Annotated in this window: 21 protein-coding genes; 9 read left to right on the forward strand and 12 right to left on the reverse strand. The window is 64.6% G+C overall.

Annotated features, from left to right (window positions below):
• Window positions 1–19 precede the first annotated feature (19 nt).
• Window positions 20–922: an NAD kinase gene (locus AB3X95_RS23880; protein ID WP_176122489.1), complete on the reverse strand. Its 903-nt coding sequence runs from the start codon at window positions 920–922 to the stop codon at window positions 20–22.
• A 210-nt stretch (window positions 923–1,132) separates the two neighbouring features.
• On the opposite strand from AB3X95_RS23880, the gene hrcA reads away from it, so the two are divergent.
• The 3 genes from hrcA to AB3X95_RS23895 all read left to right on the forward strand — a co-directional run bounded on the left by hrcA (window position 1,133) and on the right by AB3X95_RS23895 (window position 3,820).
• Window positions 1,133–2,152 carry a heat-inducible transcriptional repressor HrcA gene (hrcA, locus tag AB3X95_RS23885; RefSeq protein ID WP_026227992.1) on the forward strand — a complete coding sequence of 340 codons (1,020 nt, stop codon included), beginning with the start codon at window positions 1,133–1,135 and terminating at the stop codon, window positions 2,150–2,152.
• A 181-nt stretch (window positions 2,153–2,333) separates the two neighbouring features.
• On the forward strand, window positions 2,334–3,404 hold the full coding sequence (gene hemH, locus AB3X95_RS23890; RefSeq protein WP_368622694.1) for a ferrochelatase: 1,071 nt from the start codon (window positions 2,334–2,336) through the stop codon (window positions 3,402–3,404).
• Window positions 3,405–3,412: 8 nt separating this feature from the next.
• Complete coding sequence (locus tag AB3X95_RS23895; RefSeq protein ID WP_176109499.1) at window positions 3,413–3,820, forward strand: RNA-binding S4 domain-containing protein; 408 nt, start codon at window positions 3,413–3,415, stop codon at window positions 3,818–3,820.
• Here the strand turns inward: AB3X95_RS23895 and AB3X95_RS23900 are convergent.
• On the reverse strand, window positions 3,792–3,953 hold the full coding sequence (locus tag AB3X95_RS23900; RefSeq protein ID WP_176109498.1) for a hypothetical protein: 162 nt from the start codon (window positions 3,951–3,953) through the stop codon (window positions 3,792–3,794). The two genes, AB3X95_RS23895 and AB3X95_RS23900, sit on opposite strands and share 29 nt — an antisense overlap.
• A gap of 363 nt (window positions 3,954–4,316) precedes the next feature.
• Here AB3X95_RS23900 and grpE point away from each other — a divergent pair, with 363 nt between their 5' ends.
• The 4 genes from grpE (at window position 4,317) to pabB (ending at window position 10,504) form a co-directional block, all read left to right on the forward strand.
• Window positions 4,317–4,904 (forward strand): nucleotide exchange factor GrpE, encoded by a 588-nt coding sequence (grpE, locus tag AB3X95_RS23905; protein ID WP_176122491.1) that lies wholly within the window; start codon window positions 4,317–4,319, stop codon window positions 4,902–4,904.
• 331 nt (window positions 4,905–5,235) lie between these two features.
• On the forward strand, window positions 5,236–7,191 hold the full coding sequence (gene dnaK, locus AB3X95_RS23910) for a molecular chaperone DnaK (RefSeq protein WP_368622695.1): 1,956 nt from the start codon (window positions 5,236–5,238) through the stop codon (window positions 7,189–7,191).
• Window positions 7,192–7,459: 268 nt separating this feature from the next.
• Window positions 7,460–8,599 carry a molecular chaperone DnaJ gene (dnaJ, locus tag AB3X95_RS23915; protein WP_176122493.1) on the forward strand — a complete coding sequence of 380 codons (1,140 nt, stop codon included), beginning with the start codon at window positions 7,460–7,462 and terminating at the stop codon, window positions 8,597–8,599.
• Between the two features lie 18 nt (window positions 8,600–8,617).
• Window positions 8,618–10,504 (forward strand): aminodeoxychorismate synthase component I, encoded by a 1,887-nt coding sequence (pabB, locus tag AB3X95_RS23920; protein WP_368622696.1) that lies wholly within the window; start codon window positions 8,618–8,620, stop codon window positions 10,502–10,504.
• Between the two features lie 48 nt (window positions 10,505–10,552).
• Here the strand turns inward: pabB and panB are convergent, their stop codons facing one another.
• The 6 genes from panB to hda are packed head-to-tail and all read right to left on the reverse strand — an operon-like array spanning window position 10,553 to window position 15,715.
• Window positions 10,553–11,368, reverse strand: coding sequence for a 3-methyl-2-oxobutanoate hydroxymethyltransferase (gene panB, locus AB3X95_RS23925; protein ID WP_176122495.1), 816 nt, complete (start codon window positions 11,366–11,368; stop codon window positions 10,553–10,555).
• A 37-nt stretch (window positions 11,369–11,405) separates the two neighbouring features.
• A complete protein-coding gene (locus tag AB3X95_RS23930; RefSeq protein WP_368622697.1) occupies window positions 11,406–12,086 on the reverse strand; it encodes a deoxynucleoside kinase in 681 nt (226 codons plus the stop codon).
• Window positions 12,083–12,625, reverse strand: coding sequence for a 2-amino-4-hydroxy-6-hydroxymethyldihydropteridine diphosphokinase (folK, locus tag AB3X95_RS23935; RefSeq protein WP_368622698.1), 543 nt, complete (start codon window positions 12,623–12,625; stop codon window positions 12,083–12,085). The genes AB3X95_RS23930 and folK overlap by 4 nt, the downstream gene beginning before the upstream one ends.
• 51 nt (window positions 12,626–12,676) lie before the next feature.
• Complete coding sequence (pcnB, locus tag AB3X95_RS23940; RefSeq protein ID WP_368622699.1) at window positions 12,677–14,287, reverse strand: polynucleotide adenylyltransferase PcnB; 1,611 nt, start codon at window positions 14,285–14,287, stop codon at window positions 12,677–12,679.
• On the reverse strand, window positions 14,284–14,970 hold the full coding sequence (locus AB3X95_RS23945; RefSeq protein ID WP_013088509.1) for an HAD family phosphatase: 687 nt from the start codon (window positions 14,968–14,970) through the stop codon (window positions 14,284–14,286). Before AB3X95_RS23945 ends, pcnB begins: the two co-directional genes overlap by 4 nt.
• A complete protein-coding gene (gene hda, locus AB3X95_RS23950) occupies window positions 14,963–15,715 on the reverse strand; it encodes a DnaA regulatory inactivator Hda (protein WP_176367890.1) in 753 nt (250 codons plus the stop codon). The genes AB3X95_RS23945 and hda overlap by 8 nt, the downstream gene beginning before the upstream one ends.
• A gap of 277 nt (window positions 15,716–15,992) precedes the next feature.
• Here hda and purM point away from each other — a divergent pair, with 277 nt between their 5' ends.
• The gene (purM, locus tag AB3X95_RS23955; RefSeq protein ID WP_176122500.1) at window positions 15,993–17,060 is read left to right on the forward strand and encodes a phosphoribosylformylglycinamidine cyclo-ligase; all 1,068 of its coding nucleotides are present in this window, start codon (window positions 15,993–15,995) and stop codon (window positions 17,058–17,060) included.
• Window positions 17,061–17,151: 91 nt separating this feature from the next.
• Here the strand turns inward: purM and miaA are convergent, their stop codons facing one another.
• Window positions 17,152–18,132 carry a tRNA (adenosine(37)-N6)-dimethylallyltransferase MiaA gene (gene miaA / locus AB3X95_RS23960; RefSeq protein ID WP_368622700.1) on the reverse strand — a complete coding sequence of 327 codons (981 nt, stop codon included), beginning with the start codon at window positions 18,130–18,132 and terminating at the stop codon, window positions 17,152–17,154.
• 45 nt (window positions 18,133–18,177) lie between these two features.
• The gene (gene mutL / locus AB3X95_RS23965; RefSeq protein ID WP_368622701.1) at window positions 18,178–20,280 is read right to left on the reverse strand and encodes a DNA mismatch repair endonuclease MutL; all 2,103 of its coding nucleotides are present in this window, start codon (window positions 20,278–20,280) and stop codon (window positions 18,178–18,180) included.
• A gap of 193 nt (window positions 20,281–20,473) precedes the next feature.
• Here mutL and AB3X95_RS23970 point away from each other — a divergent pair, with 193 nt between their 5' ends.
• Window positions 20,474–21,145, forward strand: coding sequence for a VTT domain-containing protein (locus AB3X95_RS23970; protein ID WP_368622702.1), 672 nt, complete (start codon window positions 20,474–20,476; stop codon window positions 21,143–21,145).
• 122 nt (window positions 21,146–21,267) lie between these two features.
• Here the strand turns inward: AB3X95_RS23970 and AB3X95_RS23975 are convergent, their stop codons facing one another.
• On the reverse strand, window positions 21,268–22,086 hold the full coding sequence (locus AB3X95_RS23975) for a mechanosensitive ion channel family protein (protein WP_176122504.1): 819 nt from the start codon (window positions 22,084–22,086) through the stop codon (window positions 21,268–21,270).
• Window positions 22,087–22,279: 193 nt separating this feature from the next.
• Complete coding sequence (locus tag AB3X95_RS23980; protein WP_176122505.1) at window positions 22,280–22,654, reverse strand: hypothetical protein; 375 nt, start codon at window positions 22,652–22,654, stop codon at window positions 22,280–22,282.
• Between the last annotated feature and the right edge of the window lie 254 nt (window positions 22,655–22,908).

Consider the following 22,908-nt stretch of genomic DNA (forward strand, 5'->3'; position numbering starts at 1 on the left):
GTGGGCTTGAAAGCGCCGCTTACGGCCTCGGGTCTTCTTCGTGCGACGGGTACTCGTGCCAGTGCAGCTTCTTGCGCAGCGTCGCGTAATAGCTGTAGCCGACAGGATGCAGCATTGGCACCGTGTGACGCGAACGGCGCACCTCGATCGTGTCGCCGAGCTCCAGCGACGTGAACGACTGCATGTCGAAATTGACGTTCACTTCGCGCCCGGAAACGATCTGGATGCTGACCTTCGAGTCGTCCGGCAGCACGATCGGCCGGTTCGACAGCGCGTGCGGCGCGATCGGCACGAGCACGAAGCCCTGCAATTGGGGATGCAGGATCGGCCCCTGCGACGACAGCGCGTACGCAGTCGAGCCGGTCGGCGTCGCGACGATCAGGCCGTCCGAGCGCTGGTTGTACATGAAGCGGCCGTCGACCGACACGCGCAGCTCCGCCATGCCCGAAAAACCGCTACGGTTGACCACCACGTCGTTGAACGCGAGCGCGTGATAAATCGACGTGCCGTCGCGCACGATGCGCGCTTCGAGCAGCACGCGCTCCTCGCGCTCGAAATTGCCGGACAGCATTTGCGGCACGATCTCGCGCATGTCGGAGATTGGAATGTCGGTGATGAAGCCGAGCCGTCCGTGGTTGATGCCGATCAAGGGCGTGCGATATGGCGCGAGCTGGCGACCGATGCCGAGCATCGTGCCGTCGCCGCCGAGCACCACGGCGACGTCGGCGCGCGCGCCGATCTCGGCGGGACGCAGCGCCGGATAGTCGGTTACGCCGATTTCGGCGGCGGTGTCGGCTTCGAACACGACTTCGAGGCCGAGCTTCGCGATGCACGCGGCGAGCGCGGTCAGCGGCTCGCCGATGCCTGGCGTATTGCTGCGCCCGACGAGCGCGACGGTCTTGAACTGGCTGGTCACTTGCATGCCGGCATTACACCATAGGTAGGGCCTGAAAAGAACCGCAGGCCAACCCGGTAGCGGGCCGACGCACGCGGGGCGTCTGCGCATGTCGCGATTATCGTTAGAATGGTGAAGACCCGATGACATGCGCGCCCGCTGACGGCGCCGCATTTGCCGGGAGCGGGCGCCGCGGGCGCTCGCGGCTGCGATGCCATTGAGCTAAAATTTTTCCTCATGCTAGATCCTCGCGCACAAACCCTCCTCAAAACGCTGATCGAGCGCTACATCGCCGAAGGTCAGCCGGTCGGCTCGCGCACGCTGTCACGTTACTCGGGCCTCGAGCTGAGCCCGGCCACGATCCGCAACGTGATGTCGGACCTCGAGGATCTGGGGCTCGTGATCAGTCCGCACACGTCGGCGGGGCGCATTCCGACGCCACGCGGCTACCGTCTGTTCGTCGACACGATGTTGACGGTCGAGTCCGCCGCCGACGAAGAAGCGGTGATGCGCGCGGTCAAAACCACGCTGCAGGTGGGCGAGCCGCAGAAGATCGTCGCCGCGGCGGCGAGCGTGCTGTCCAACCTGTCGCAGTTCGCCGGCGTGGTGCTCACACCGCGCCGCAGCCACGTATTCAAGCAGATCGAATTCATGCGCCTGTCCGACAAGCGCATTCTGCTGATCATCGTGACGCCCGAAGGCGACGTGCAGAACCGCATTCTCGCCACCCAGCGCGACTTTTCGCCTTCGCAGCTGGTGGAAGCCTCCAATTACATCAACGCGCACTTCGCGGGCCTCTCGTTCGACGAAGTGCGCCGCCGCCTGCGCGAGGAAATCGACGAGCTGCGCGGCGACATGACCTCGTTGATGCACGCGGCCGTTACCGCGAGCACCGACGAATCCGATACCGGCGAGACCGTGCTTATCTCCGGCGAGCGCAATCTGCTCGAAGTCGCCGATCTTTCGTCGGACATGGCGCGCCTGCGCAAGCTGTTCGATGTGTTCGACCAGAAGACCAGCCTCCTTCAGTTGCTCGACGTCTCGAGTCACGCGGCGGGTGTACAAATTTTCATTGGCGGCGAATCGACGCTGGTGCCGATCGAGGAAATGAGCGTCGTCACCGCGCCGTACGAGGTGAACGGCAAGATCGTCGGCACGCTCGGTGTGATCGGACCGACCCGCATGGCCTACAACCGCGTGATTCCGATCGTGGACATCACCGCGCGGCTGTTGTCCATGACGCTTAGCCAGCAGTAGTCCTCGCGCTCGGCGGCGGCGCCGCCGTCATCGCAGCCCGTGCCGGCCATGATGCGCGAACGGGCGGCGTCTGCCAATCGTCCGAATGGCCAGGGCCCCGCGGCGCCGGGCCGAACCCGCGCCGCTATAATGAATCTCCATTGAATCGACTCGCCGCGTGAAGCGGTGACTTCTGCTGCCTATGCGCTTCGACCTCGAGCGGCCATCACAGAACGCCACGTCGCATCGCGTCGCCGTGTTGCTGATCAACCTCGGCACGCCAGATGCGCCGACGCCGCGCGCGGTGCGCCGCTATCTCGCGCAGTTCTTGTCCGATCCTCGCGTGGTCGAAATTCCCGCGCTGCTGTGGCAGCTGATTCTGCGTCTGCTGATCTTGCCGTTTCGCGGCCGCAGCTCGGCGAAGAAGTACGCGGCGGTGTGGATGCCTGAGGGCTCGCCGCTGCGCGTGCACACTGAAAAGCAGGTCGAGGGCTTGCGCCATCTGCTGCAAGTCAACGACTACACGGTGCTGGTCGACTACGCGATGCGCTACGGCACGCCCGGCATTCCGGCAATGCTGAACCAGCTGAAGCTCGCCGGCACCGAGCGCGTGCTGCTGATGCCGATGTATCCGCAGTATTCGGCGTCGACCACCGCGACCGCGTTCGACGAAGCCTTTTCCGCGCTCAAGCGCATGCGCAACCAGCCGGAAATCCGCACGGTTCGCCAGTACGCCGATCACCCGGCGTATATCGCGGCGCTCGCCGCGCAGGTGCGTCATCACTGGCATCTGCACGGCCGCCCTGATTTCGCGGCGGGCGACAAGCTCGTGCTGAGTTTCCACGGAGTGCCCAAGCGCACGCTCGACCTCGGCGACCCGTATCACGAGCAATGCCAGCAGACCGGCGCGCTGCTGATGCAGGCGCTGGAGTTGACGTCGGTCGAATGCCGCATCACGTTCCAGTCGCGCTTTGGCAAGGCCGAATGGCTGCAGCCCTACACGGCGCCGACGTTGAAGGAACTCGGCGCGGCAGGCGTGCGGCGTGCTGACGTGTTTTGTCCGGGTTTCACCGCCGACTGCCTCGAAACGATCGAGGAAATCGGCATGGAAGTGCGCGACGAATTTCTGCAGGCGGGTGGCAAGGAGTTTCACCGGATCCCCTGTCTGAACGCGTCTCAGCCGTGGGTTGCAGCGCTCGGCGAAATCGTCGCGCAGCATCTGCAGGGCTGGCCGGTGCAGGCGGTGCCGGTGCCGCACACGACAGGAGCTTGAATACGCAGATGAACTACCGCATTTCAACCGAACCGGGCGCGAAACTGCGCATCGACAAATGGCTGTGGGCCGCGCGTTTCTTCAAGACGCGTTCGCTGGCCGCGGATGCGGTCGACAAGGGGCGGGTGCGCATCGGCGGCGCGGCCGTGAAGCCGGCCAAGGACGTCCGTGTCGGCGATCTGGTCGAAATCGAGATCGAGCGCTACGTGTGGCAGGTCGAGGTGCTGGGCGTATGCGACGTGCGCGGCCCGGCGAGCGTGGCGCAGACGCTTTACGTTGAAACCGCGCAGAGCAAGGAGAAGCGGCAAGTCGAGCAGGAACGGCGCAAGGTGTATCACGAGCCGGCCGCCGCGCTGCACGGGCGACCGACGAAACGCGACCGGCGCACTATCGACAGATTTTCGGGTGGGAACTAAAAAACTGCTCGACCGTGGCGTGTGCGCCACCGTACTCGGTGGTGTGGTCGTTAACCGCGCCGGACATGCAGATGGTCGTGGTGCCCGCGATCAGTACCAGTGCGACCACCCCGATTGCAACGGTCAGTTTCACGGTACTCCCCTCGATGGGCTGAAACGGGCTCTCGGAACGACTGTCAGGTGTCGGTAAGGCTTACGTCAAATTAGGGTTAACGTGCGTTGCCGCTCCATGACTGGAGAATAGGTCAGTTGCGGGCTGCACTCAATCCCTATCTGATTGCGCCACATGAATGCTTGTTACGGCGCATTTCGCCTGCACGACGGTGGTGCGAAAAAACCTCGGAGCCGCTTGAAACGGCTATTTCAGACCCCATCTGGGGTCCGGTCTGGCGGATCGGCGCGAAGACACCTGTCGCGATTTTGCAAAGCACGAATCGTACTGTGTCGGAACGGCTTTTTCCGTCTTTGCTTTTACTTTTTAACGACTTTCAGCGACATGGAAAACACGCAAGAGAACCCGACGAGCCAGAATCCCACGCCCGCCGACGAAGCCGCGCGCCAGGCCGCCGAGGCGGCTGAGGCCGCCACTCAACAGCAGGACACCGGCGCCACCACTGAATCCGCCCAGGCTGCCGCCGAGCAGGCGCTGGCCGACGCTCAGGCGAAGATCGCCGAATTGCAGGAAGACTTCCTGCGCGCGAAGGCCGAAACCGAAAACGTGCGCCGCCGCGCTCAGGAAGACGTCGCCAAGGCGCACAAGTTTGCGATCGAGAACTTCGCCGAGCATCTGCTGCCGGTCGTCGACAGCCTCGAGGCGGCCGTCGCCCATTCGTCCGACGACCTGCAGAAGGTCCGCGAAGGCGTCGAGCTCACGCTGCGCCAGTTGAGCGGCGCGCTCGAGAAGGGTCGCGTCGTGGCCATCAACCCGGTCGGCGAGAAGTTCGACCCGCATCGCCATCAGGCCATTTCGATGGTGCCGGCCGACCAGGAGCCGAACACGGTCGTCGCGGTGTTGCAAAAGGGCTTCGTAATCGCGGATCGCGTGCTCCGTCCCGCGCTCGTGACCGTCGCGGCGCCGAAGTAAGCACGTCGAAGCGCACCCCGGCGTCCGCGCCGGCGGCGTCTGCCTCGTCGCTTCGCATCGCCGCGCGCCGCAAAACATCCAGTCGATTCAGGCACTTCCGGCGAACCACGCCGGGGGCGCCGTGCAAGCTGGCGGAGCGGGCTCGCAGCAAGGATTCACGAGGCCGCCCCGTGATTGAAAAAAATTAAAGACCGCATCGCGATAGAGGTCTTGAAAACGATGTGGCCGCACTTATTTTGAGTGCAGGTAGGAATTGAGAGCGGATCGTCCCGCCGCCAGATGGGCCAACCGGGCGCTTTCCGCAGCGATCAAAGTCAGGAGATTTGTAAAAATGGGCAAAATCATCGGCATCGACCTCGGCACGACCAACTCGTGCGTGGCGATCATGGAAGGCAACTCGGTCAAGGTCATCGAGAACTCGGAAGGCGCGCGCACCACGCCGTCGATCATCGCTTACATGGAAGACAGCGAGATCCTGGTCGGCGCGCCGGCCAAGCGTCAGTCGGTCACGAACCCGAAGAACACGCTGTTCGCGGTCAAGCGCCTGATCGGCCGCCGCTTCGAAGAGAAGGAAGTGCAGAAGGACATCGGCCTGATGCCCTACAAGATCATCAAGGCGGACAACGGCGACGCATGGATCGAAGTGCGCGACCAGAAGCTCGCGCCGCCGCAAATCTCGGCCGAAGTGCTGCGCAAGATGAAGAAGACCGCTGAGGACTACCTCGGCGAGACCGTCACCGAAGCCGTGATCACGGTGCCGGCGTATTTCAACGACAGCCAGCGTCAGGCCACCAAAGATGCAGGCCGCATCGCCGGTCTGGAAGTGAAGCGGATCATCAACGAACCGACCGCAGCCGCATTGGCATTCGGCCTCGACAAGGCTGAAAAGGGTGACCGCAAGATCGCCGTGTTCGACCTCGGCGGCGGCACGTTCGACATCTCGATCATCGAAATCGCGGACGTCGACGGTGAAATGCAGTTCGAAGTGCTGTCCACGAACGGCGATACGTTCCTCGGCGGTGAAGACTTCGACCAGCGCATCATCGACTACATCATCGGCGAGTTCAAGAAGGAACAGGGCGTCGATCTGTCGAAAGACGTGCTCGCGCTGCAGCGCCTGAAGGAATCGGCTGAAAAGGCCAAGATCGAGCTGTCGTCGAGCCAGCAGACCGAAATCAACCTGCCGTACATCACGGCCGACGCGTCGGGTCCGAAGCACTTGAACCTGAAAATTACGCGTGCGAAGTTGGAAGCGCTGGTTGAAGAACTGATCCAACGCACCATCGAGCCGTGCCGCGTGGCCATCAAGGACGCAGGCGTGAAGGTCGGTGAAATCGACGACGTGATCCTGGTCGGCGGTATGACCCGTATGCCGAAGGTGCAGGAAAAGGTGAAGGAGTTCTTCGGCAAGGACCCGCGCCGTGACGTGAACCCGGACGAAGCCGTGGCCGTTGGTGCCGCGATCCAGGGCCAGGTGCTGTCGGGCGACCGCAAGGACGTGCTGCTGCTCGACGTGACCCCGCTGTCGCTCGGCATCGAAACGCTCGGCGGCGTGATGACGAAGATGATCAACAAGAACACCACGATCCCGACCAAGCACGCACAGGTCTACTCGACGGCTGACGACAACCAGAGCGCCGTGACGATCAAGGTGTTCCAGGGTGAACGCGAAATGGCAGCGGGCAACAAGCTGCTCGGCGAGTTCAACCTCGAAGGCATTCCGCCGGCACCGCGCGGCGTGCCGCAGATCGAAGTGAGCTTCGACATCGACGCGAACGGCATTCTGCACGTCGGCGCGAAGGACAAGGCGACCGGCAAGGAAAACCGCATCACGATCAAGGCGAACTCGGGTCTGTCCGAAGCCGAAATCGAGAAGATGGTGAAGGATGCGGAAGCGAACGCTGAAGAAGATCACAAGCTGCGTGAGTTGGCCGACGCCCGCAACCAGGGTGACGCACTCGTCCATAGCACGAAGAAGGCGCTGACCGAGTACGGCGACAAGCTCGAAGCGGGTGAGAAGGACAAGATCGAAGCCGCGTTGAAGGAACTCGAAGACACGCTGAAGAGCAGCTCGAGCGACAAGGCCGCGATCGAAGCGAAGATCGAAGCGGTGGCCACGGCCTCGCAGAAGATGGGCGAGAAGATGTACGCCGACATGCAGGCTGCGCAAGGTGCCGAAGCGGCAGCGGGCGCGGCGGGCGGTACGGGTGCCGGTGCATCGGCGGGCGCGAGCCAGCAGGCCGACGACGTGGTCGACGCTGAGTTCAAGGAAGTGAAGAAGGACTAAAGCCAGGTCGGCATCCGACCGTAAAGCCGTGCACAGCGATGTGCGCGGCCCGGCTGCACGAGATCGGCGCCCTTTGGGCGCCTTGAGTGCAAGAGCGGTTTTTCGCGCCTGGCGAGCCTTTTGGGCTCTCCGGGCACGTTCGTTTTATGGAGGGCGTTGTTTTGAACCGTGTCGAGACGCGGCGCAGACAGCGGCCGGACGAGTCGTGAGACTCCACAGCATTCACAAGGAGCTACCGCGTCGCTTTGCGCGGCGGCGTTGAACCGATATGGCGAAACGGGATTACTACGAGGTTCTGGGCGTCGCAAAGAACGCGAGCGACGACGAAATCAAGAAGGCTTATCGCAAGCTCGCGATGAAGCACCACCCCGACCGCAATCCGGGCAACAAGGATGCGGAAGAGCATTTCAAGGAGGTGAAGGAAGCCTATGAAATGCTGTCGGATTCGCAAAAGCGCGCCGCGTACGATCAGTACGGTCACGCGGGCGTCGATCCGAACATGGGTGGGGCCGGTGCGCAAGGTTTCGGCGGATTTGCCGATGCATTCGGCGACATCTTCGGCGACATCTTCGGCCAGGCGGCCGGCGCCGGCGCACGCGGAGGCGGCCGCGCGGGTCCGCAGGTGTATCGCGGCGCGGATCTGCGCTACAGCATGGAAATCACGCTCGAGCAGGCCGCACACGGCTACGACACGCAGATCCGCGTGCCGAGCTGGGTTTCGTGCGAAGTCTGTCATGGCTCGGGCGCGAAGCCGGGCACCAAGCCGGAAACCTGCCCGACCTGTAGCGGCTCGGGTTCGGTGCGCATGTCGCAGGGCTTCTTCAGCATCCAGCAGACTTGCCCGAAGTGCCACGGCAGCGGCACCTACATCCCCGAGCCGTGCAATCACTGCCACGGCGCGGGCAAGGTGAAGGAAACCAAGACGCTCGAAGTGAAGATCCCGGCCGGTATCGACGACGGCATGCGCATCCGCTCGGCCGGCAATGGCGAGCCGGGCATCAACGGCGGACCGTCGGGCGATCTGTACGTCGAGATTCATATCAAGCAGCACTCGGTGTTCGAGCGTGACGGCGACGATCTGCATTGCCAGATGCCGATCCCGTTCACCACCGCGGCGCTTGGCGGCGATATCGAAGTGCCGACGCTGGCCGGTCGCGCAACTTTCACCGTGCCGGAAGGTACGCAGTCGGGCAAGACGTTCCGTTTGCGCGGCAAGGGCATCAAGGGGCTGCGTTCGAGCATCGCCGGTGATCTGTACGTGCATGTGCAGGTCGAAACGCCGGTCAAGCTCACCGAAGCGCAGCGCGACCTGCTCAAGCAGTTCGAAAAGGCGCTCGTGGAAGGCGGTGCGCGGCATAGTCCGCAGAGCAAGAGCTGGTTCGATCGGGTGAAGAGCTTTTTCGATTGATCTGATTTGGCGGTCAGGATGACGGTGGACAGGCGCGGCGCGGTGTTCGCGCTGCTTGACGATTGCGGTGCAACGGCGGCGCGTCCGTCGAGCCGCTTGTACACGGGTTTCGTGCGCGAGCGGGTCTGCACCGAGGCGGCGCAGCTCGAAGCGGTGTGCGACCGCGTCGCGACCGATACCCGCAACGGCCTGCACGCCGTCGTGCTGGCCGACTATGAATTTGGTCGTGGGCTCGTCGGTATCGACAAGCTTCGGTCCACTGAAACGCAGCGTGGCAATGCCACGCTGCGTTTTTTATTGTTCGAACGCTGTGCGAAGCTTGCGCGCGACGAGGTCGACGCGTGGCTGATGACGCGGGACAACGGTGCTCCGGAGCCGTCGGTCGCGGGTACGGCGAACGTGCGCGAGAGCGTCGATCGCGCCGAATTCGATGCGTCGATCGACGCGATTCACGCTGCGCTGCGCGCGGGCGATTCCTATCAGGTCAACTACACGTACCGCCTCGGCTTCGACGTGTTCGGCTCGCCGCTTGCGTTCTATCGGCGTTTGCGCGCGCGCCAGCCGGTGTCGTTCGGCGCGCTGATCGCGTTGCCCGACGATGCGTGGGTGCTGTCGTGTTCGCCCGAATTGTTCGTCGAGAAGCACGGCCCGACGTTGCGCGCGCGGCCGATGAAGGGCACGGCGCCGCGCTCGCAAGATCCCGCCATCGACCGCGGCAACGCCGAGTTCCTCGCCACCGATCTGAAGAATCGCGCCGAGAACGTGATGATCGTCGATCTACTGCGCAACGATCTGTCGCGGGTTGCGCGGATCGGTTCGGTCAATGTGCCGGCGCTGTTTTCGGTCGAGCCGTACGCGTCGGTGTGGCAGATGACGTCGACAGTGGAGGCGACGTTGCTCGACGGCACCTCGTTCGCGACGATCCTGCGCGCGCTCTTTCCCTGCGGTTCGATTACCGGTGCGCCGAAGCATCGCACGATGCAGCTGATCGACGAACTGGAAAGCACGCCGCGCGGACTTTATACCGGCGCGATCGGCTGGCTCGATGCGCCGGACGATGATCAGGATTGCGGCGACTTCTGCATGTCGGTCGCGATCCGCACGCTGACATTGACCGCGTCGACGGCGCAAGCGGGCGGCACGGACGGTCTGCGCGGCAGCATGGGCATCGGCGCGGGCATCGTGCTCGACAGCGTGGCCGCCGACGAGCACGAGGAGTGTCGATTGAAAGCACGTTTTCTGACCGGCGCCGAGCCCGGCTTCGAACTGTTCGAAACGATGTACGCAACGCGGGAAGACGGCGTGCGGCATGTCGAGCGGCATTTGCGGCGCTTGTCGTCGAGCGCCGCGACCCTTGGTTTCGGGTTCGACGAAGCGCGCATTCGCGAGGAGATTTCAGCGCGGTGCGCCACGCTGCCGGCGCAGACGCCGCATCGTATGCGGCTTGCGTTGAGCAAAAGCGGTGTGACGCAGATCACCGCCGCGATACTTACGCCGTTGGCGGATGCGATCGTTGGGGTTCTGCTCGGCCCCGAAGCGCAGTTCGCGCCAACCCAGGCCGCCGATCCGCTTCTGCGCCACAAGACCACGCGCCGCGCCGACTACGACCGCGGCTGGCGCGAAGCCGAGGCGAAGGGCGCCTTCGATACGCTGTTCTTCAACGAACGGGGCGAACTGACCGAGGGCGGCAGATCGAATGTGTTCGTGAAGCTCGCGGGACGATGGTGGACTCCGCCGCTCGCGTCGGGCGTGCTGCCTGGCGTGATGCGAAGCGTATTGCTCGACGGGGCCTCGGACTTGCAGGCGGGTGAGAAAGTGCTGACGCAGCGGGATGTGCTGAACGCCGAAGCGCTGCTCGTGTGCAACGCGTTGCGCGGCGCGATACCCGCACGGGTTGTTGCTTAGAGCGCTGAGACAAACCGAATGCCGCGCACCCAGCGCGGCAAACATACATCAGAACGTGTGCTCGGCGCCTGGGAACGTGCCGTCCTTCACCGCCCGCACATACGCCTCGACGGCCGCCTGAATGTTCGGCTGTCCCTGCATGAAATCTTTCACGAAGCGCGGCCGCTTGCCGGGGAAAATCCCGAGCATGTCGTGCAGCACGAGCACCTGACCCGAGCAGTCGAGACCCGCGCCGATGCCGATCGTCGGAACGCGCAGTTGCCTCGTGACCTCGCCCGCGAGTTGAGCCGGGATCGCTTCCATCAACAGTGATTGCGCGCCGGCGGTCTGCATCGCGAGTGAATCGCGCAGTAGCTGGCTCGCGCCCGCTTCGGTCTTGCCCTGCACCTTGAAGCCGCCGAATGCATGCACCGACTGCGGCGTCAGACCCACGTGCGCGCACACCGGAATCGAGCGCTCGACCAGAAACCGCACCGTATCCGCGAGCCATTCTCCGCCTTCGAGCTTGACCATCTGCGCGCCCGCGCGCATCAGTTCGACCGAACTCCTGAATGCATCTTCGCGCGTGCCGTACGTGCCGAACGGCAGGTCCGCCATGATCAGCGCCGACGGCCGCGCGCGCGAGACGCTCGCCGTGTGATACGCAATGTCCGCCAGCGTCACGGGCAGCGTGGTCGCCTGGCCTTGCAGCACGTTGCCGAGCGAGTCGCCGATCAGCAGCACGTCGACGCCCGCGCGATCGAGCAGCGCGGCGAAGCTCGCGTCGTAGCAGGTGAGCATCGCGATCTTTTCGCCGGCGTCGCGCATTGCCTGCAGTTTCGGCACGGTGATCGCGCTCCGGCTCGCTTCCTGCAAATAAGTCATGGTCAATCCAGTGAGAAAAATGAACTAGCCGCGCCGCTTACAGCGACGTGGCTTTGACAAAGAATTCCTTGCGGCCGCGCATTGTCTCGATGCGTTCGGCGAGCAGCGCAAGGTCCGCGTCGGAGTCGAGCGGATTCAGGTGTTCGGCGTTGACCGTCAGCACGGGCGTGCGGTCGTAGTGGTAGAAGAATTCGTTGTACGCGTCGCACAGCGCGCGCAGATACGCATCGGAAATCTGCAGCTCCATCGGCACCGCGCGCTTCTGGATGCGCGCGAACAGCACCTCGGGACTCGCCTGCAGATAAACGACGAAGTCCGGCTCCGGCGCGCTGACGTCGAGCCGCGCGGCAAGCGCGCGGTACAGCTGCCATTCGTCTTCCTGCAAGGTCAGACGCGCGAAGATGTCGTTTCGCTGCGTGATGAAGTCGGCGATCAGCGATGTTCCGCTCGCCTGCGCGGCGCCCACTGCCTGCGCCTGCTGCGCGCGTTGCAGCGCGAAGCGCAACTGCACCGGCAGCGCATAGCGCGCGGTGTCGCGATAGAAGCGTTCAAGAAACGGATTGTCCTGCGGGCGCTCGAACAGTTCGTGCATCGACCAGCGTTGCGCGAGGCGCCGCGCGAGTGAGGTCTTGCCGACGCCGATCGGCCCCTCGATCGCGATATAGCCGAACGGCGGGCGCAGCTGCGGCGCGGTGACCGTGAGCGGCGGCGAACTCATTCGCAGCGGCCCTTCCCGGCGGAATTACCGGTGAGTGCATTGAGCATCGGACACTGGCAGGGCCCCTTCACCTTCTCGATGCGCTGATCGCTCACGCTATCGAGCAGCGCGGCGGCCCGGCCATGTCGCGGAATCACGATCGCCGCGTCGATCTCGACCAGCGGCACCAGCGCAAACGCGCGCTCGACGAGGCGTGGATGCGGCACGATCAGATCGGCTTCGTCGATCGATTGATCGCCGTACAGCAGGATGTCGAGATCGAGCGTGCGCGGCGCATTGCGGAACGGCCGCTCACGGCCGAAATGATGCTCGATCTTGTGACACAGCGCGAGCAGATGCCGCACGGGGAGCGTCGTTTCCAGCTTCACGACGCAATTGAAATAGTCGTCGCCGCCCGCGTCGATCGGGGCAGTGCGATATAGGCTCGATTTGGCGAGCACGGTGATGGTGTGCTGTTGTGCGAGGCACACCACCGCGTCTTTCAGGGTCTGGCGCGCGTCCCCGAGATTCGCGCCGAGGCCAAGATAAGCAACCGTCATGGCATAACTTCCTGCAGCTATCGTTTCGACGGCTCTTCCGCGAACGCCGCGTCAGTCTTCGTGCGAGCCTTCGCGGCTCGCGTCGTTGTCCGCGCGTTCGGCGGACGAGCCGCCCTCCACCCCGTCACCTGATTTGCGGTTTCTGGCGCCACCGCGCCGCCGTCGTTTTCTGGGGCTCCGGTCTTTCCCGCCTTGCGTGAGCAATGCCTCGCGCGCGGCGGCGTCTCCTTCGATGAACTCCGTCCACCACGTACCGACCGACTCGTCGAGTTCGCCCGATTCGCAGCGCAACAGGAGGAAATCATACCCCGCTCTAAATCTTTGGTGTTCCAGCAACTTCAGCGCGCTGCGGCCCGAGCGCTTTTCGAGGCGCAGCTGCAGACCCCAGATCTCGCGCATGTCGGCCGAGAAGCGCTTGTGGATCGCGAGCTTTTCGGTCTGCATGTCGAGCACTTCGTCCATCGCACGATGCAGCGCGGGCACCGGATACTCGCCTTCGGCCTCGAACTTCTGCCAGCGCTGCTGCACGTCGTGCCACAACAGCGTCGCGAACAGGAAGCCCGGCGACACCGGTTTGCCGGCGAGCACGCGTGCATCTGTATTAGAGAGTGCCAGAGAAATGAATTTCTCGCCGGTCGGCTGCTCGAGCACCACGTCGAGCAGCGGCAGCAGCCCGTGATGCAGGCCTTCCTGGCGCAGCCGCTTCAGGCACGCGAGCGCGTGACCCGACAGCATCAGCTTCAGCATTTCGTCGAACAGACGCGCGGCGGGCACGTTGTTGATCAGATCGGCCATCTTCTCGATCGGCGCGCGCGTGGCGTCGTCGATGTCGAAGTCGAGCTTGGCGGCGAAGCGCACGACGCGGAGCATGCGCACCGGGTCCTCGCGATAGCGCGTGGCCGGGTCGCCGATCATGCGCAGCAGGCGCGTGCGCATGTCGGCCATGCCGTTGTGGTAATCCAGCACGGTTTGGGTGGCCGGATCGTAGTACATCGCGTTGATCGTGAAGTCGCGGCGCGTGGCGTCCTCGTGCTGCTCGCCCCACACGTTGTCGCGCAGCACGCGGCCGCTCGCGTCGACCGCGTGGGTGCGGCGGTCGAGCTCGTCGCGCTTCAGACGCTTCGGCGGCGGCGCGTCGGCCGCGGGCGGATCGACCAGCGCGCGGAACGTCGAGGTCTCGATGATTTCCTGGCCGAACTGGACGTGCACGATCTGGAAGCGCCGGCCGATGATGCGCGCGCGGCGGAACAGCTTCTGCACCTGTTCGGGCGTCGCGTCGGTCGCGACGTCGAAGTCTTTCGGCTTCACGCCGAGCAGCAGGTCGCGCACCGCGCCGCCGACGATGAACGCGCGGAAGCCCGCCTGTTGCAGGCCCTCGGTCACGCGGATCGCGTTGCGCGAGATCAGCGTGGGGTCGATGCCATGCACGTCGTGCGGAATGATGACGGGGACGTCCGGTTCGCGCGGCGCTTGTGCGGCGGCAGCGGCGGTGGATTTGCGACGCGGCCGCGCGGCCGTGCCGGATACGGTCGTGCCGGATACGGACTTGCCGCGCGCCGGCGGCTTGTCATTGGCGTTGCCGTCGACGCTGGCGGCGGAGAGCGTGTCGTCAGCGCTCGCCGTGTCCTGGCCGAATAGCTTGCGGATGAGTTTCTTGATCACGAGGGTTGGAAGAGTTCGAGGATGCGCCAGCCTTTGGCCTGCGCATGGGCGCGCAACGTGTCGTCCGGATTGGTCGCGATGGGATCGGTGACTTTTTCGAGCAGCGGGATGTCGTTGTGCGAATCGCTATAGAAATAGCTGTGCTCGAAGTCGCTCCACGTCTTGCCGAGCGACGCGAGCCACATTTCGGTGCGCACGATCTTGCCTTCCTTGTAGCTCGGCGTGCCGGTCGGGCGGCCGGTGTAGGCGCCGTGCGGATCGCCGCCGACGGTCTCCGCCTCGCACGCGATCAGCGTGTCGACGCCGAACGCCTGGGCGATGGGACGCGTGATGAATTCGTTGGTCGCGGTGACGACGCAGCACAGGTCGCCCGCTTCGCGATGCTGCTTCACGAGCTCGATCGCCACCGGCTGGATGGCCGGCGTGATGACTTCGTGCATGTACTGCGCGTGAAAGTCCGCAAGCTGCGCGCGCGTGTACTTCGCGAGCGGCGTCAGCATGGCGATCAGATAAGCGTGAATGTCGAGCTTGCCGGCCTTGTAGTCGGCGTAGAAGCGGTCGTTTTCACGGGCGAAATTTTCGGCGTCGACCATGCCTTTTTTCACCATGAAGCGGCCCCATTCGTGGTCGCTGTCGGTGGGAATGAGCGTGTGATCGAGATCGAAGAGTGCAAGATTAGCCATGGGGGCCCATTTTACTTGAAGCCGGAAGAACGGCGTGTGAACCCAGCGCGGTGGCGGGATCGGGCGACGCGAGCATCGTGCGCAACAGCGGCAGCGTGACCGCGCGTTTCTGTTCGAGCGAGAAGCGGTCGAGCGCGTCGAGCAGCGCCATCAGGCTCGGCATGTCGCGGCGAAAGTGCGTGAGCAGGTAGGCCGGCACGTCGTCGGCGAGCATGATGCCGCGCTCGCGCGCCGCGCGTTTCAACACCGCGGCCTTCGCGTCGTCGGGCAGCGGCGCGAGGTGAAACACGAGACCCCAGCCGAGGCGCGTGCGCAAATCCTCGCGCACCGTCATGCCGATCGGCGCCGCGTTGCCCGCGGCGACGAGCGCGCTGGTCGGATGCGCGCGCACCTCGTTGAACAGGTTGAACACGGCGATCTGCTGAGCGGCCGACAGCGCGTCGCAGTCGTCGATCGCATAGAGCGCGACGCGCGGATCGAAGCCGAAGGCGGCAAGGCTGCTTTGCGGACCGGCGAAGCGCGCATGTCCCGGCGGCGCTTCATGCACGAGCGCCTGCAGCAGGTGCGTGCGGCCGCTGCCGGCTTCGCCCCAGATGTAGAAGGTGCGATCGGCGACCGGTCCGGAGGCGAGCGCGTCGTCGAGCTCACGCAGGCGCGTGACCAGTTCGGCGTTCGCGCCGGCGAAGAAATTGTCGAATGTCGATGGCGGCGGGGTGCCGAGATCGAGCGTCAGTTGACGAAGCACAGTAGGTTAATGCCGAAAATGAGGCTCGGGCCGCGAGTGGCCCGGACCGCGGGGCCTGGAACGTTGCCAGGCGCTCAGTTGTCGTGAAGCGTGCTCGCCGGGTCGTGAGGCCGCAGGTCGCGAAGCGCGACGGACGCAAATGCGCGGGTCGGCGGCGCCGGAATCGGGGTATCGTGTTGCAAAGGTCGTTTCCAGGATCTCGTCGGAACGCGCGAATTCCAGCCACGCGGCCAGCATCGGGTAAAATCGCATTTTACCGACCTTCTTGCTCTTCCCCATGAATCAACCGAAATCCGCCCAGCCTTCACCCGATTCGGCCCAAGGTTTGTCGTATCGCGACGCCGGCGTGGACATCGATGCGGGCGACGCCCTCGTCGACGCCATCAAGCCCTTTGCCAAGAAGACCCTGCGCGACGGCGTGCTGGGCGGCATCGGTGGATTCGGCGCGCTGTTCGAAGTGCCGAAGAAGTACAAGGAACCGGTGCTCGTGTCCGGCACCGACGGCGTCGGCACCAAGCTGCGTCTCGCGTTCCAGCTGAACAAGCACGACACGGTCGGCCAGGATCTGGTCGCGATGAGCGTCAACGACATCCTCGTGCAGGGCGCCGAGCCGCTGTTTTTCCTCGACTATTTCGCCTGCGGCAAGCTCGATGTCGGCACGGCGGCGACCGTCGTGAAGGGCATTGCACACGGCTGCGAGCTGTCGGGCTGCGCGCTGATCGGCGGCGAAACCGCGGAAATGCCGGGCATGTATCCGGACGGCGAATACGATCTGGCCGGTTTCGCGGTCGGCGCGGTGGAAAAGAGCAAGATCATCGACGGCAGCAAGATTGCTCCGGGCGACGTGGTGCTCGGGCTCGCGTCGAGCGGCATCCATTCGAACGGCTTTTCGCTGGTGCGCAAGATCATCGAGCGCGCCAATCCCGATCTGAACGCGGACTTCGACGGCCGCCCGCTCGCCGACGCGCTGATGGCGCCGACGCGCATCTACGTGAAGCCGCTGCTTGCGCTGATGCAGCAGCTCGAGGTGAAGGGCATGGCGCACATCACCGGCGGCGGCCTGGTCGAGAACATTCCGCGCGTGCTGCGCGAGGGTCTCACGGCCGAACTCGATCATCGCGCGTGGCCGCTGCCGCCGCTGTTCTCGTGGCTGCAGAAGCACGGCGGCGTCGCCGATGCGGAAATGCACCGCGTGTTCAACTGCGGTATCGGTATGGCGGTGATCGTGTCGGCCGCAGATGCTCAGGCGGCGATCGGTCTGCTGTCCGCGGCGGGCGAGCAGGTCTGGAAGATCGGCACGGTCCGTGAAAGCGCGGCGGGTGAAGCGCAGACGGTCGTGGTCTAACGATTGACGAGGGTTCGCGTGGCGTGCCGCAACGGCGCGCCGCGCGGGCTTCAAATCCATTGCTTCACATTTCCCGCTTTGAATCCCCGCTTCAGGTCCCTCTAATTCCCTCACTTCGATCGGCGTCTCCAACCAGCGTCTCGATCAACTCCACCACCCGCGCCGTCGCGTGCGGATCGCAGCAATCCACCACCTGTCTTTCCGGCATGCTGCGCAGCCACGTGAGCTGCCGCTTGCAGAGTTGCCGCGTCGCGAAGATGCCCTTGTCGCGCATGGTCCGATAATCGACCGAGCCATCGAGGTATTCCCACACCTGCCGATAGCCGACGCAGCGCATCGACGACATCTCCGGCAGCAGGTCGCCGCGCGCGCGCAGCTTGACCACTTCATCGACGAAACCGTGCGCGAGCATCGCATCGAAGCGCTGCTCGATGCGCGCGTGCAGCAAGCCACGCTCGGACGGCTCCAGCGCGACCGGCACGAAGCGCCATGCCGACGCGGCGTCGTCCGTGCGCGCGGGCGCGGCGAGCAGCGCCGACATCGGCTGGCCGGTCAGCATGAACACTTCCAGCGCGCGCTGGATGCGCTGCGAATCGTTCGGCGCGAGACGCGCGGCAGTGACCGGATCGAGCGCGGCGAGCCGTGCGTGAAGCGCCGGCCAGCCGTCGCGGGCGGCGTCGGCGTCGAGCGTCGCGCGTAGTTCGGGATCGGCGCCGGGCAGGTCGTTGAGCCCCTGCGTGAGCGCCTTGTAGTACAGCATCGTGCCGCCGACCAGCAGCGGCAGCCGACCGCGCGCATGAATTTCACCGACGAGCCGCAGCGTGTCGGCGCGAAACTGCGCGGCCGAGTACGAGTCGGCCGGATCGACGATATCGATCAGATGATGCGGCGCGACCGCGCGTTCTTCCGCAGTCGGCTTCGCGGTGCCGATGTCCATCTCGCGATAGACGAGCGCCGAGTCGACGCTGATGATTTCGACCGGCCGCCGCGCCGCGAGCGCGAGCGCCGCGGCCGTCTTGCCGGACGCGGTCGGGCCGAGCAGGCACGGGATCAGGGTAGGGCGTGACGTCATGAGCAAGCGGGCGCGCGGCGCGGGCGGTGTGATCGAACGCGGCGGTTACTGGCCGCGCATGAACAGCCGATCGAGATCGGCCAGCGTCAGCTGATACCACGTCGGACGCCCGTGGTTGCACTGGTCGGCGCGCTCGGTCGCTTCCATCTGGCGCAACAGCGCGTTCATTTCGTCGAGCGTCAGACGCCGGTTCGCGCGCACTGCGTGATGGCACGCGAGCGTGCCGAGCAGTTCGTGCTGACGCTCGGTCAGCACGCGCGAGCCGCCGAACGCGTGCAGGTCGGACAGCACCGCGCGCGCGAGCGCTTGCAGATCGGCGTCCTTTAGCAGCGCGGGGACCGCGCGGATCGCGAGGGTGGTGGGCGACAGCACCGCGAGGTCGAAGCCGAGCGCATCGAGCGTATCGCGCTCTTCCTCGACCGTGCCGATTTCGACCGGATCGGCCTGCATCGTCTGCGGAATCAGCAGCGGCTGCACGGCGATCGCTCGGTCGGCGAGCGCGTTCTTGAACTGCTCGTACAGGATGCGCTCGTGCGCGGCATGCATGTCGACGATCACGAGCCCGTGGCGGTTCTGCGCAAGCACGTAGATGCCGTGGATCTGGCCGAGCGCGAAGCCGAGCGGCTGATCGTCGGTAGTGTCGAATGCGGGGGCAGCCGGGCGCGACGCGAACGGTGCCGCGTCGTATGGCGACGTCGTTTCGGTTGCGGAGTCGCGCGCTTCGAACAGCGACGCGCCTTGGACCCGGCCCGCGAGCGGGTCCTTGCGGCCGAACAGCGCGTCGTAACCGGCGAGCGGTTGCGCGACCGGCAGCGTGCCTTGCGTCATGCGCGCCTGGCGCATCCACGTGTTGCCGGGCTGCGAGGCCCCGAAGCTGCCGAAGCCGCCGCCGCCAAAGCTGCCACGGCTTCCGGCGGCGAAGCCCGCGGCGCTCGAAACACCGGCGCCCGCGCCGATGCCGTCGCCTGCGCCGCTTGCGCCGCTTGCGCCGCCCAGCGGCGTCGAACCAAACGAAGCCGGTTCACCGGCCGACGGTTCCAGGTGTGCCGCATGCCCGCCAGCCGTCGTTTCCGGCGACGCGCCCGCGTGCCGCGCGAGCGCGCGCTGCACCGCATGGAACACGAACTGGTGAATCGAGCGCGAATCGCGGAAACGCACCTCGATTTTCGACGGATGCACGTTCACGTCGACGCCCTCGGGCGGCAGATCGAGGAACAGCACGTACGACGGATAACGCTCACCGTGCAGCACGTCTTCATACGCGGCGCGCACTGCGTGCGTGAGCAGCTTGTCCCGCACGAAGCGGCCGTTGACGAAGAAATACTGTTGATCGGCGCGGCCGCGGCTTGCGGTCGGCAGACCGGCGCAGCCGTAGATTGCGAGCGGACCGGCGGATTCGTCGAGCGGCAGATGGGCGGTCGCGAACGTGTCGCCGAGAATCTTCGCGACGCGCGCGGGCGGCTCGCTCGCGTTCCAGTGCTCGACGGCCTTGCCGTTGTGCAGCACCGAGATCGCCACGTCCGGCCGCGCGAGAGCGGCGCGGCGGATCTGTTCGAGACAGTGGCCGAGTTCGGTCTGTTCGCTCTTCAGGAATTTGCGGCGCGCGGGCGTGTTGAAGTACAGCTCGCGGACCTCGATCGTCGTGCCTTGCGCGCCGGCGGCGGGGCTCAGCACGCCGGTTTCCGCATCGATGCGCACCGCGTGCGGCACGTCGGCGGTGCGGCTCGTGATGCTCATCTGCGCGACCGACGCAATCGACGCCAGCGCTTCACCGCGGAACCCGAGCGTCGCGACCGCCTCGAGCTCGGCAAGCGAGCGGATCTTGCTGGTCGCATGGCGCGTCAGTGCGAGTACGAGTTCGTTCTCGGGGATGCCACAGCCGTCGTCGGTGATCGAGATGCGTTTGACGCCGCCTTCGTCGAGCAGGATGCGCAGCGTCTGCGCGCCCGCGTCGAGCGCATTCTCGAGCAGCTCCTTGACCACCGACGCCGGCCGCTCGACCACTTCGCCGGCGGCGATCTGGCTGATCAGTTGATCGGGGAGCGGCTGGATCGCGCGCAGCGGACGCGGCGCGGGCGCCGCGCGGGAGCCGTCGGAGGGTGCGGCCGCGGCCGCGGTGCCCGCAGGCGTTTCGGAGAATTCGGACATGGCGAAATTATAGCGACTCGGCGTACGTCGCCCGTGCCGGTGCCCGACCCGCAGTTTTTTAATCGACCCGAGGCACTTTCTGTATCATGTCGCGGTCAATTCGCAGCGGTCGGCCCGCCGCTTGCTGCCCTGTTATCGGGTCGCGCGACGGCCGTTTTTCATCTACGCAATCATCGGTCTATAAGGACATTCCTTGGATACGTTGCTCCATTTCGCCAACCTTGTCCTACACATCGACAAGTTCCTCGGGGACTTCATCCAGGTGTATGGCACCTGGGTCTACGCGGTGCTATTCGCGATCGTGTTCGCAGAAACCGGACTCGTGGTTGTGCCGTTTCTGCCGGGCGACTCGCTGCTGTTCATCGGCGGCGCGTTCTGCGCGGCCGGGCAGATGCATCTCGGGCTGCTGATCCTGCTGTTGCTGGTGGCGGCGATCGGCGGCAATACGACCAACTATCTGATCGGCCGTGCGATCGGACCGCGTGTGTTCAATTCGCATATTCCGGTGCTCGAGCGCTTTCTCGATCGCGCCGCGCTGCAGAAGACTCACGATTTCTATGAGAAACACGGCGGCAAGACGATCGTGCTCGCGCGTTTCATCCCGGTCGTGCGGACCTTTGCACCGTTCGTCGCGGGTGCGTCGTCGATGACCTGGAGCCGCTTCCAGATGTTCAACGTCGTCGGCGCGCTGTCGTGGGTGCTCCTGCTCGTGCTGCTCGGCTATTTCTTCGGCAACATTCCGTTCATCCGTCAGTATCTGAACGTGATCGTGCTGGTCGGTATCGGCGCGGCAATTGTGCCGGTCGTGCTCGCCGCGTTGTGGAAGATGCTGCGCAAGAATGGCGCGAACGCGAGTACGCGTTGACGAGCTGTAGCCGGCTGTAGTTCGGACCTTGATGACCAGAAGGCGTCGCGAATCTTGCGACGCCTTTTTTCATGCCGCGGTGCCGGCGACCCGTGCCGGCTTCGCGCGCACGTTAGGTCGCATCAATCGCGCGTGATCGCGCGTGGCGCGAGCGGCGTTTCCGGGGTCGGATAGCCGGCTTCCTTGAAGGTCTGCACGATCGCGCGATTGGTGTCGAAGTAGACCTGCCAGTAGTTCTGATTGGACGAGTAAGGGCGTACGCACAGCAACGGTCCTTCCGGCGTGAAGCTCAAGACCTCGATGTCCGGCGCGGGGTTTTCGGAGACGTTCGGAATCTTTGCGACGGCGGCTTTCAGACGCGCGATCGCATCGGTCGGATCGACGCTGTTGGCGATCTTCGCGGTCAGCTCGACGCGCCGGAACGGCAGCACGCTGTAGTTCGAGATCGTGTCGGAAAAGATCTTGTTGTTGCCGACGATGGTCATCACGTTGTCCGGCGTGACGATCGTCGTGCCGAACAGGCCCAACTCCGTGACGGTGCCGGTGACGCCCGCGGCCGTGACGAAATCGCCGACCTTGAACGGTCGCAGCACCTGCATGAACACGCCGGCCGCGAAGTGCGCGAGCAGGCCGCCCCACGCAGTACCGATCGCGAGGCCAAGACCGGCGAGCAATGCGGCGAACGACGTTGTCTGCACACCGAAGATTTGCAGGATTGCGAGGATGAGCAGCAGGTTCAGCAACGCGCCGAGAATCGACGCGAGGTAGTGGGCGAGCGTCGGATCGACCTTGCCGTTGCGAGCGAGCACCTTGCGCAACAGGTTGGAGATCAGCCCGATGACCCAGCGGCCGACGATCCACAGCACGATGGCGCCGAGCACCTTGGTGCCGATGTCGATGCCCCGGGTCATGATGAATGCACGTGCGGTTTCGATATCCAAGATGTTCCTCGTTATAAGTTGCCATCAACGGATTGAACGACGGTGGTGCCATGACCCACAACGCGCGGTCTTCGGGAGTTATAGCCGACGGCGCCCGCAGGCGCAAGGACCGTTCCTGCCCTGCTCGCGGGCGGCAATTGAGAGACGAAAAAGTGGCGGGGCGTATGTGAGAAGCCGCTCGAGCGCGCCGCCCCTACATGCGCAATCGCGATTCGGAATACGGTGACGTGCAGATGACAACCGCGTTGTCCTGGTCGCTTTTCACGGCTCGCCTGCGCTTCGACACGCGATGCCATGAGAACGCGATCACGATTGCGAGCGCATATGCGCCAGCACGCCGAAGAAATAGAGTCGGCCGGACGAATTGTCCATAGCGACTCTGCGCGTCGGCGAACACGACAAAAGTCAACAAGCCGTCGAGCACGCACGCGAGCAGCGCGAGCACGATGAAAATCGCCGGGCCGCTCAACGCTGCACCCGACCCGAACCGGTTATACAGTCGGCAGGCCATCGATACGATGGCGAGCAAGGCGAGGTTCGATAGCAGATCGAACAGAAAGTTGGTCATTATCGGTTCAATGAAAAAGCAATGCGCCGTGGGGTTTTGGAGTTGCCGGAACGGATGCTCACGCAAGGTTCAGACATGCTCCGCTGATTCGGCGGCGATCATTGCATATCTTTTCATCTCGATAAATAGTCGGGTCTGAATAATTCGGTTGGGTCGGCGCTTGCCCTCAAGCCTGGAAGTCTACGGTGATTGATCGGCTAAGCCAGGCGATCAGAACAAGGGCGTAAAAAAGCCTCAGCTTTCTGAGGATCATC

It is taken from the genome of Paraburkholderia sp. BR13444 (assembly GCF_040948755.1).
Classification (GTDB): Bacteria; Pseudomonadota; Gammaproteobacteria; order Burkholderiales; family Burkholderiaceae; genus Paraburkholderia; species Paraburkholderia youngii.

Coding starts and splice junctions, on each gene's coding strand:
- AB3X95_RS23930 (WP_368622697.1), bottom strand. CDS start 12,086: ATGAGTTCGCCGCCGCTCACGGTCACCGCGCCGCAGCTGCGCCCGCCG.
- grpE (WP_176122491.1), top strand. CDS start 4,317: ATGGAAAACACGCAAGAGAACCCGACGAGCCAGAATCCCACGCCCGCC.
- hemH (WP_368622694.1), top strand. CDS start 2,334: ATGCGCTTCGACCTCGAGCGGCCATCACAGAACGCCACGTCGCATCGC.
- miaA (WP_368622700.1), bottom strand. CDS start 18,132: ATGACGTCACGCCCTACCCTGATCCCGTGCCTGCTCGGCCCGACCGCG.
- dnaJ (WP_176122493.1), top strand. CDS start 7,460: ATGGCGAAACGGGATTACTACGAGGTTCTGGGCGTCGCAAAGAACGCG.
- hrcA (WP_026227992.1), top strand. CDS start 1,133: ATGCTAGATCCTCGCGCACAAACCCTCCTCAAAACGCTGATCGAGCGC.
- folK (WP_368622698.1), bottom strand. CDS start 12,625: ATGACGGTTGCTTATCTTGGCCTCGGCGCGAATCTCGGGGACGCGCGC.
- purM (WP_176122500.1), top strand. CDS start 15,993: ATGAATCAACCGAAATCCGCCCAGCCTTCACCCGATTCGGCCCAAGGT.
- AB3X95_RS23880 (WP_176122489.1), bottom strand. CDS start 922: ATGCAAGTGACCAGCCAGTTCAAGACCGTCGCGCTCGTCGGGCGCAGC.
- AB3X95_RS23980 (WP_176122505.1), bottom strand. CDS start 22,654: ATGACCAACTTTCTGTTCGATCTGCTATCGAACCTCGCCTTGCTCGCC.
- dnaK (WP_368622695.1), top strand. CDS start 5,236: ATGGGCAAAATCATCGGCATCGACCTCGGCACGACCAACTCGTGCGTG.
- pabB (WP_368622696.1), top strand. CDS start 8,618: ATGACGGTGGACAGGCGCGGCGCGGTGTTCGCGCTGCTTGACGATTGC.
- AB3X95_RS23895 (WP_176109499.1), top strand. CDS start 3,413: ATGAACTACCGCATTTCAACCGAACCGGGCGCGAAACTGCGCATCGAC.
- mutL (WP_368622701.1), bottom strand. CDS start 20,280: ATGTCCGAATTCTCCGAAACGCCTGCGGGCACCGCGGCCGCGGCCGCA.
- panB (WP_176122495.1), bottom strand. CDS start 11,368: ATGACTTATTTGCAGGAAGCGAGCCGGAGCGCGATCACCGTGCCGAAA.
- AB3X95_RS23945 (WP_013088509.1), bottom strand. CDS start 14,970: ATGGCTAATCTTGCACTCTTCGATCTCGATCACACGCTCATTCCCACC.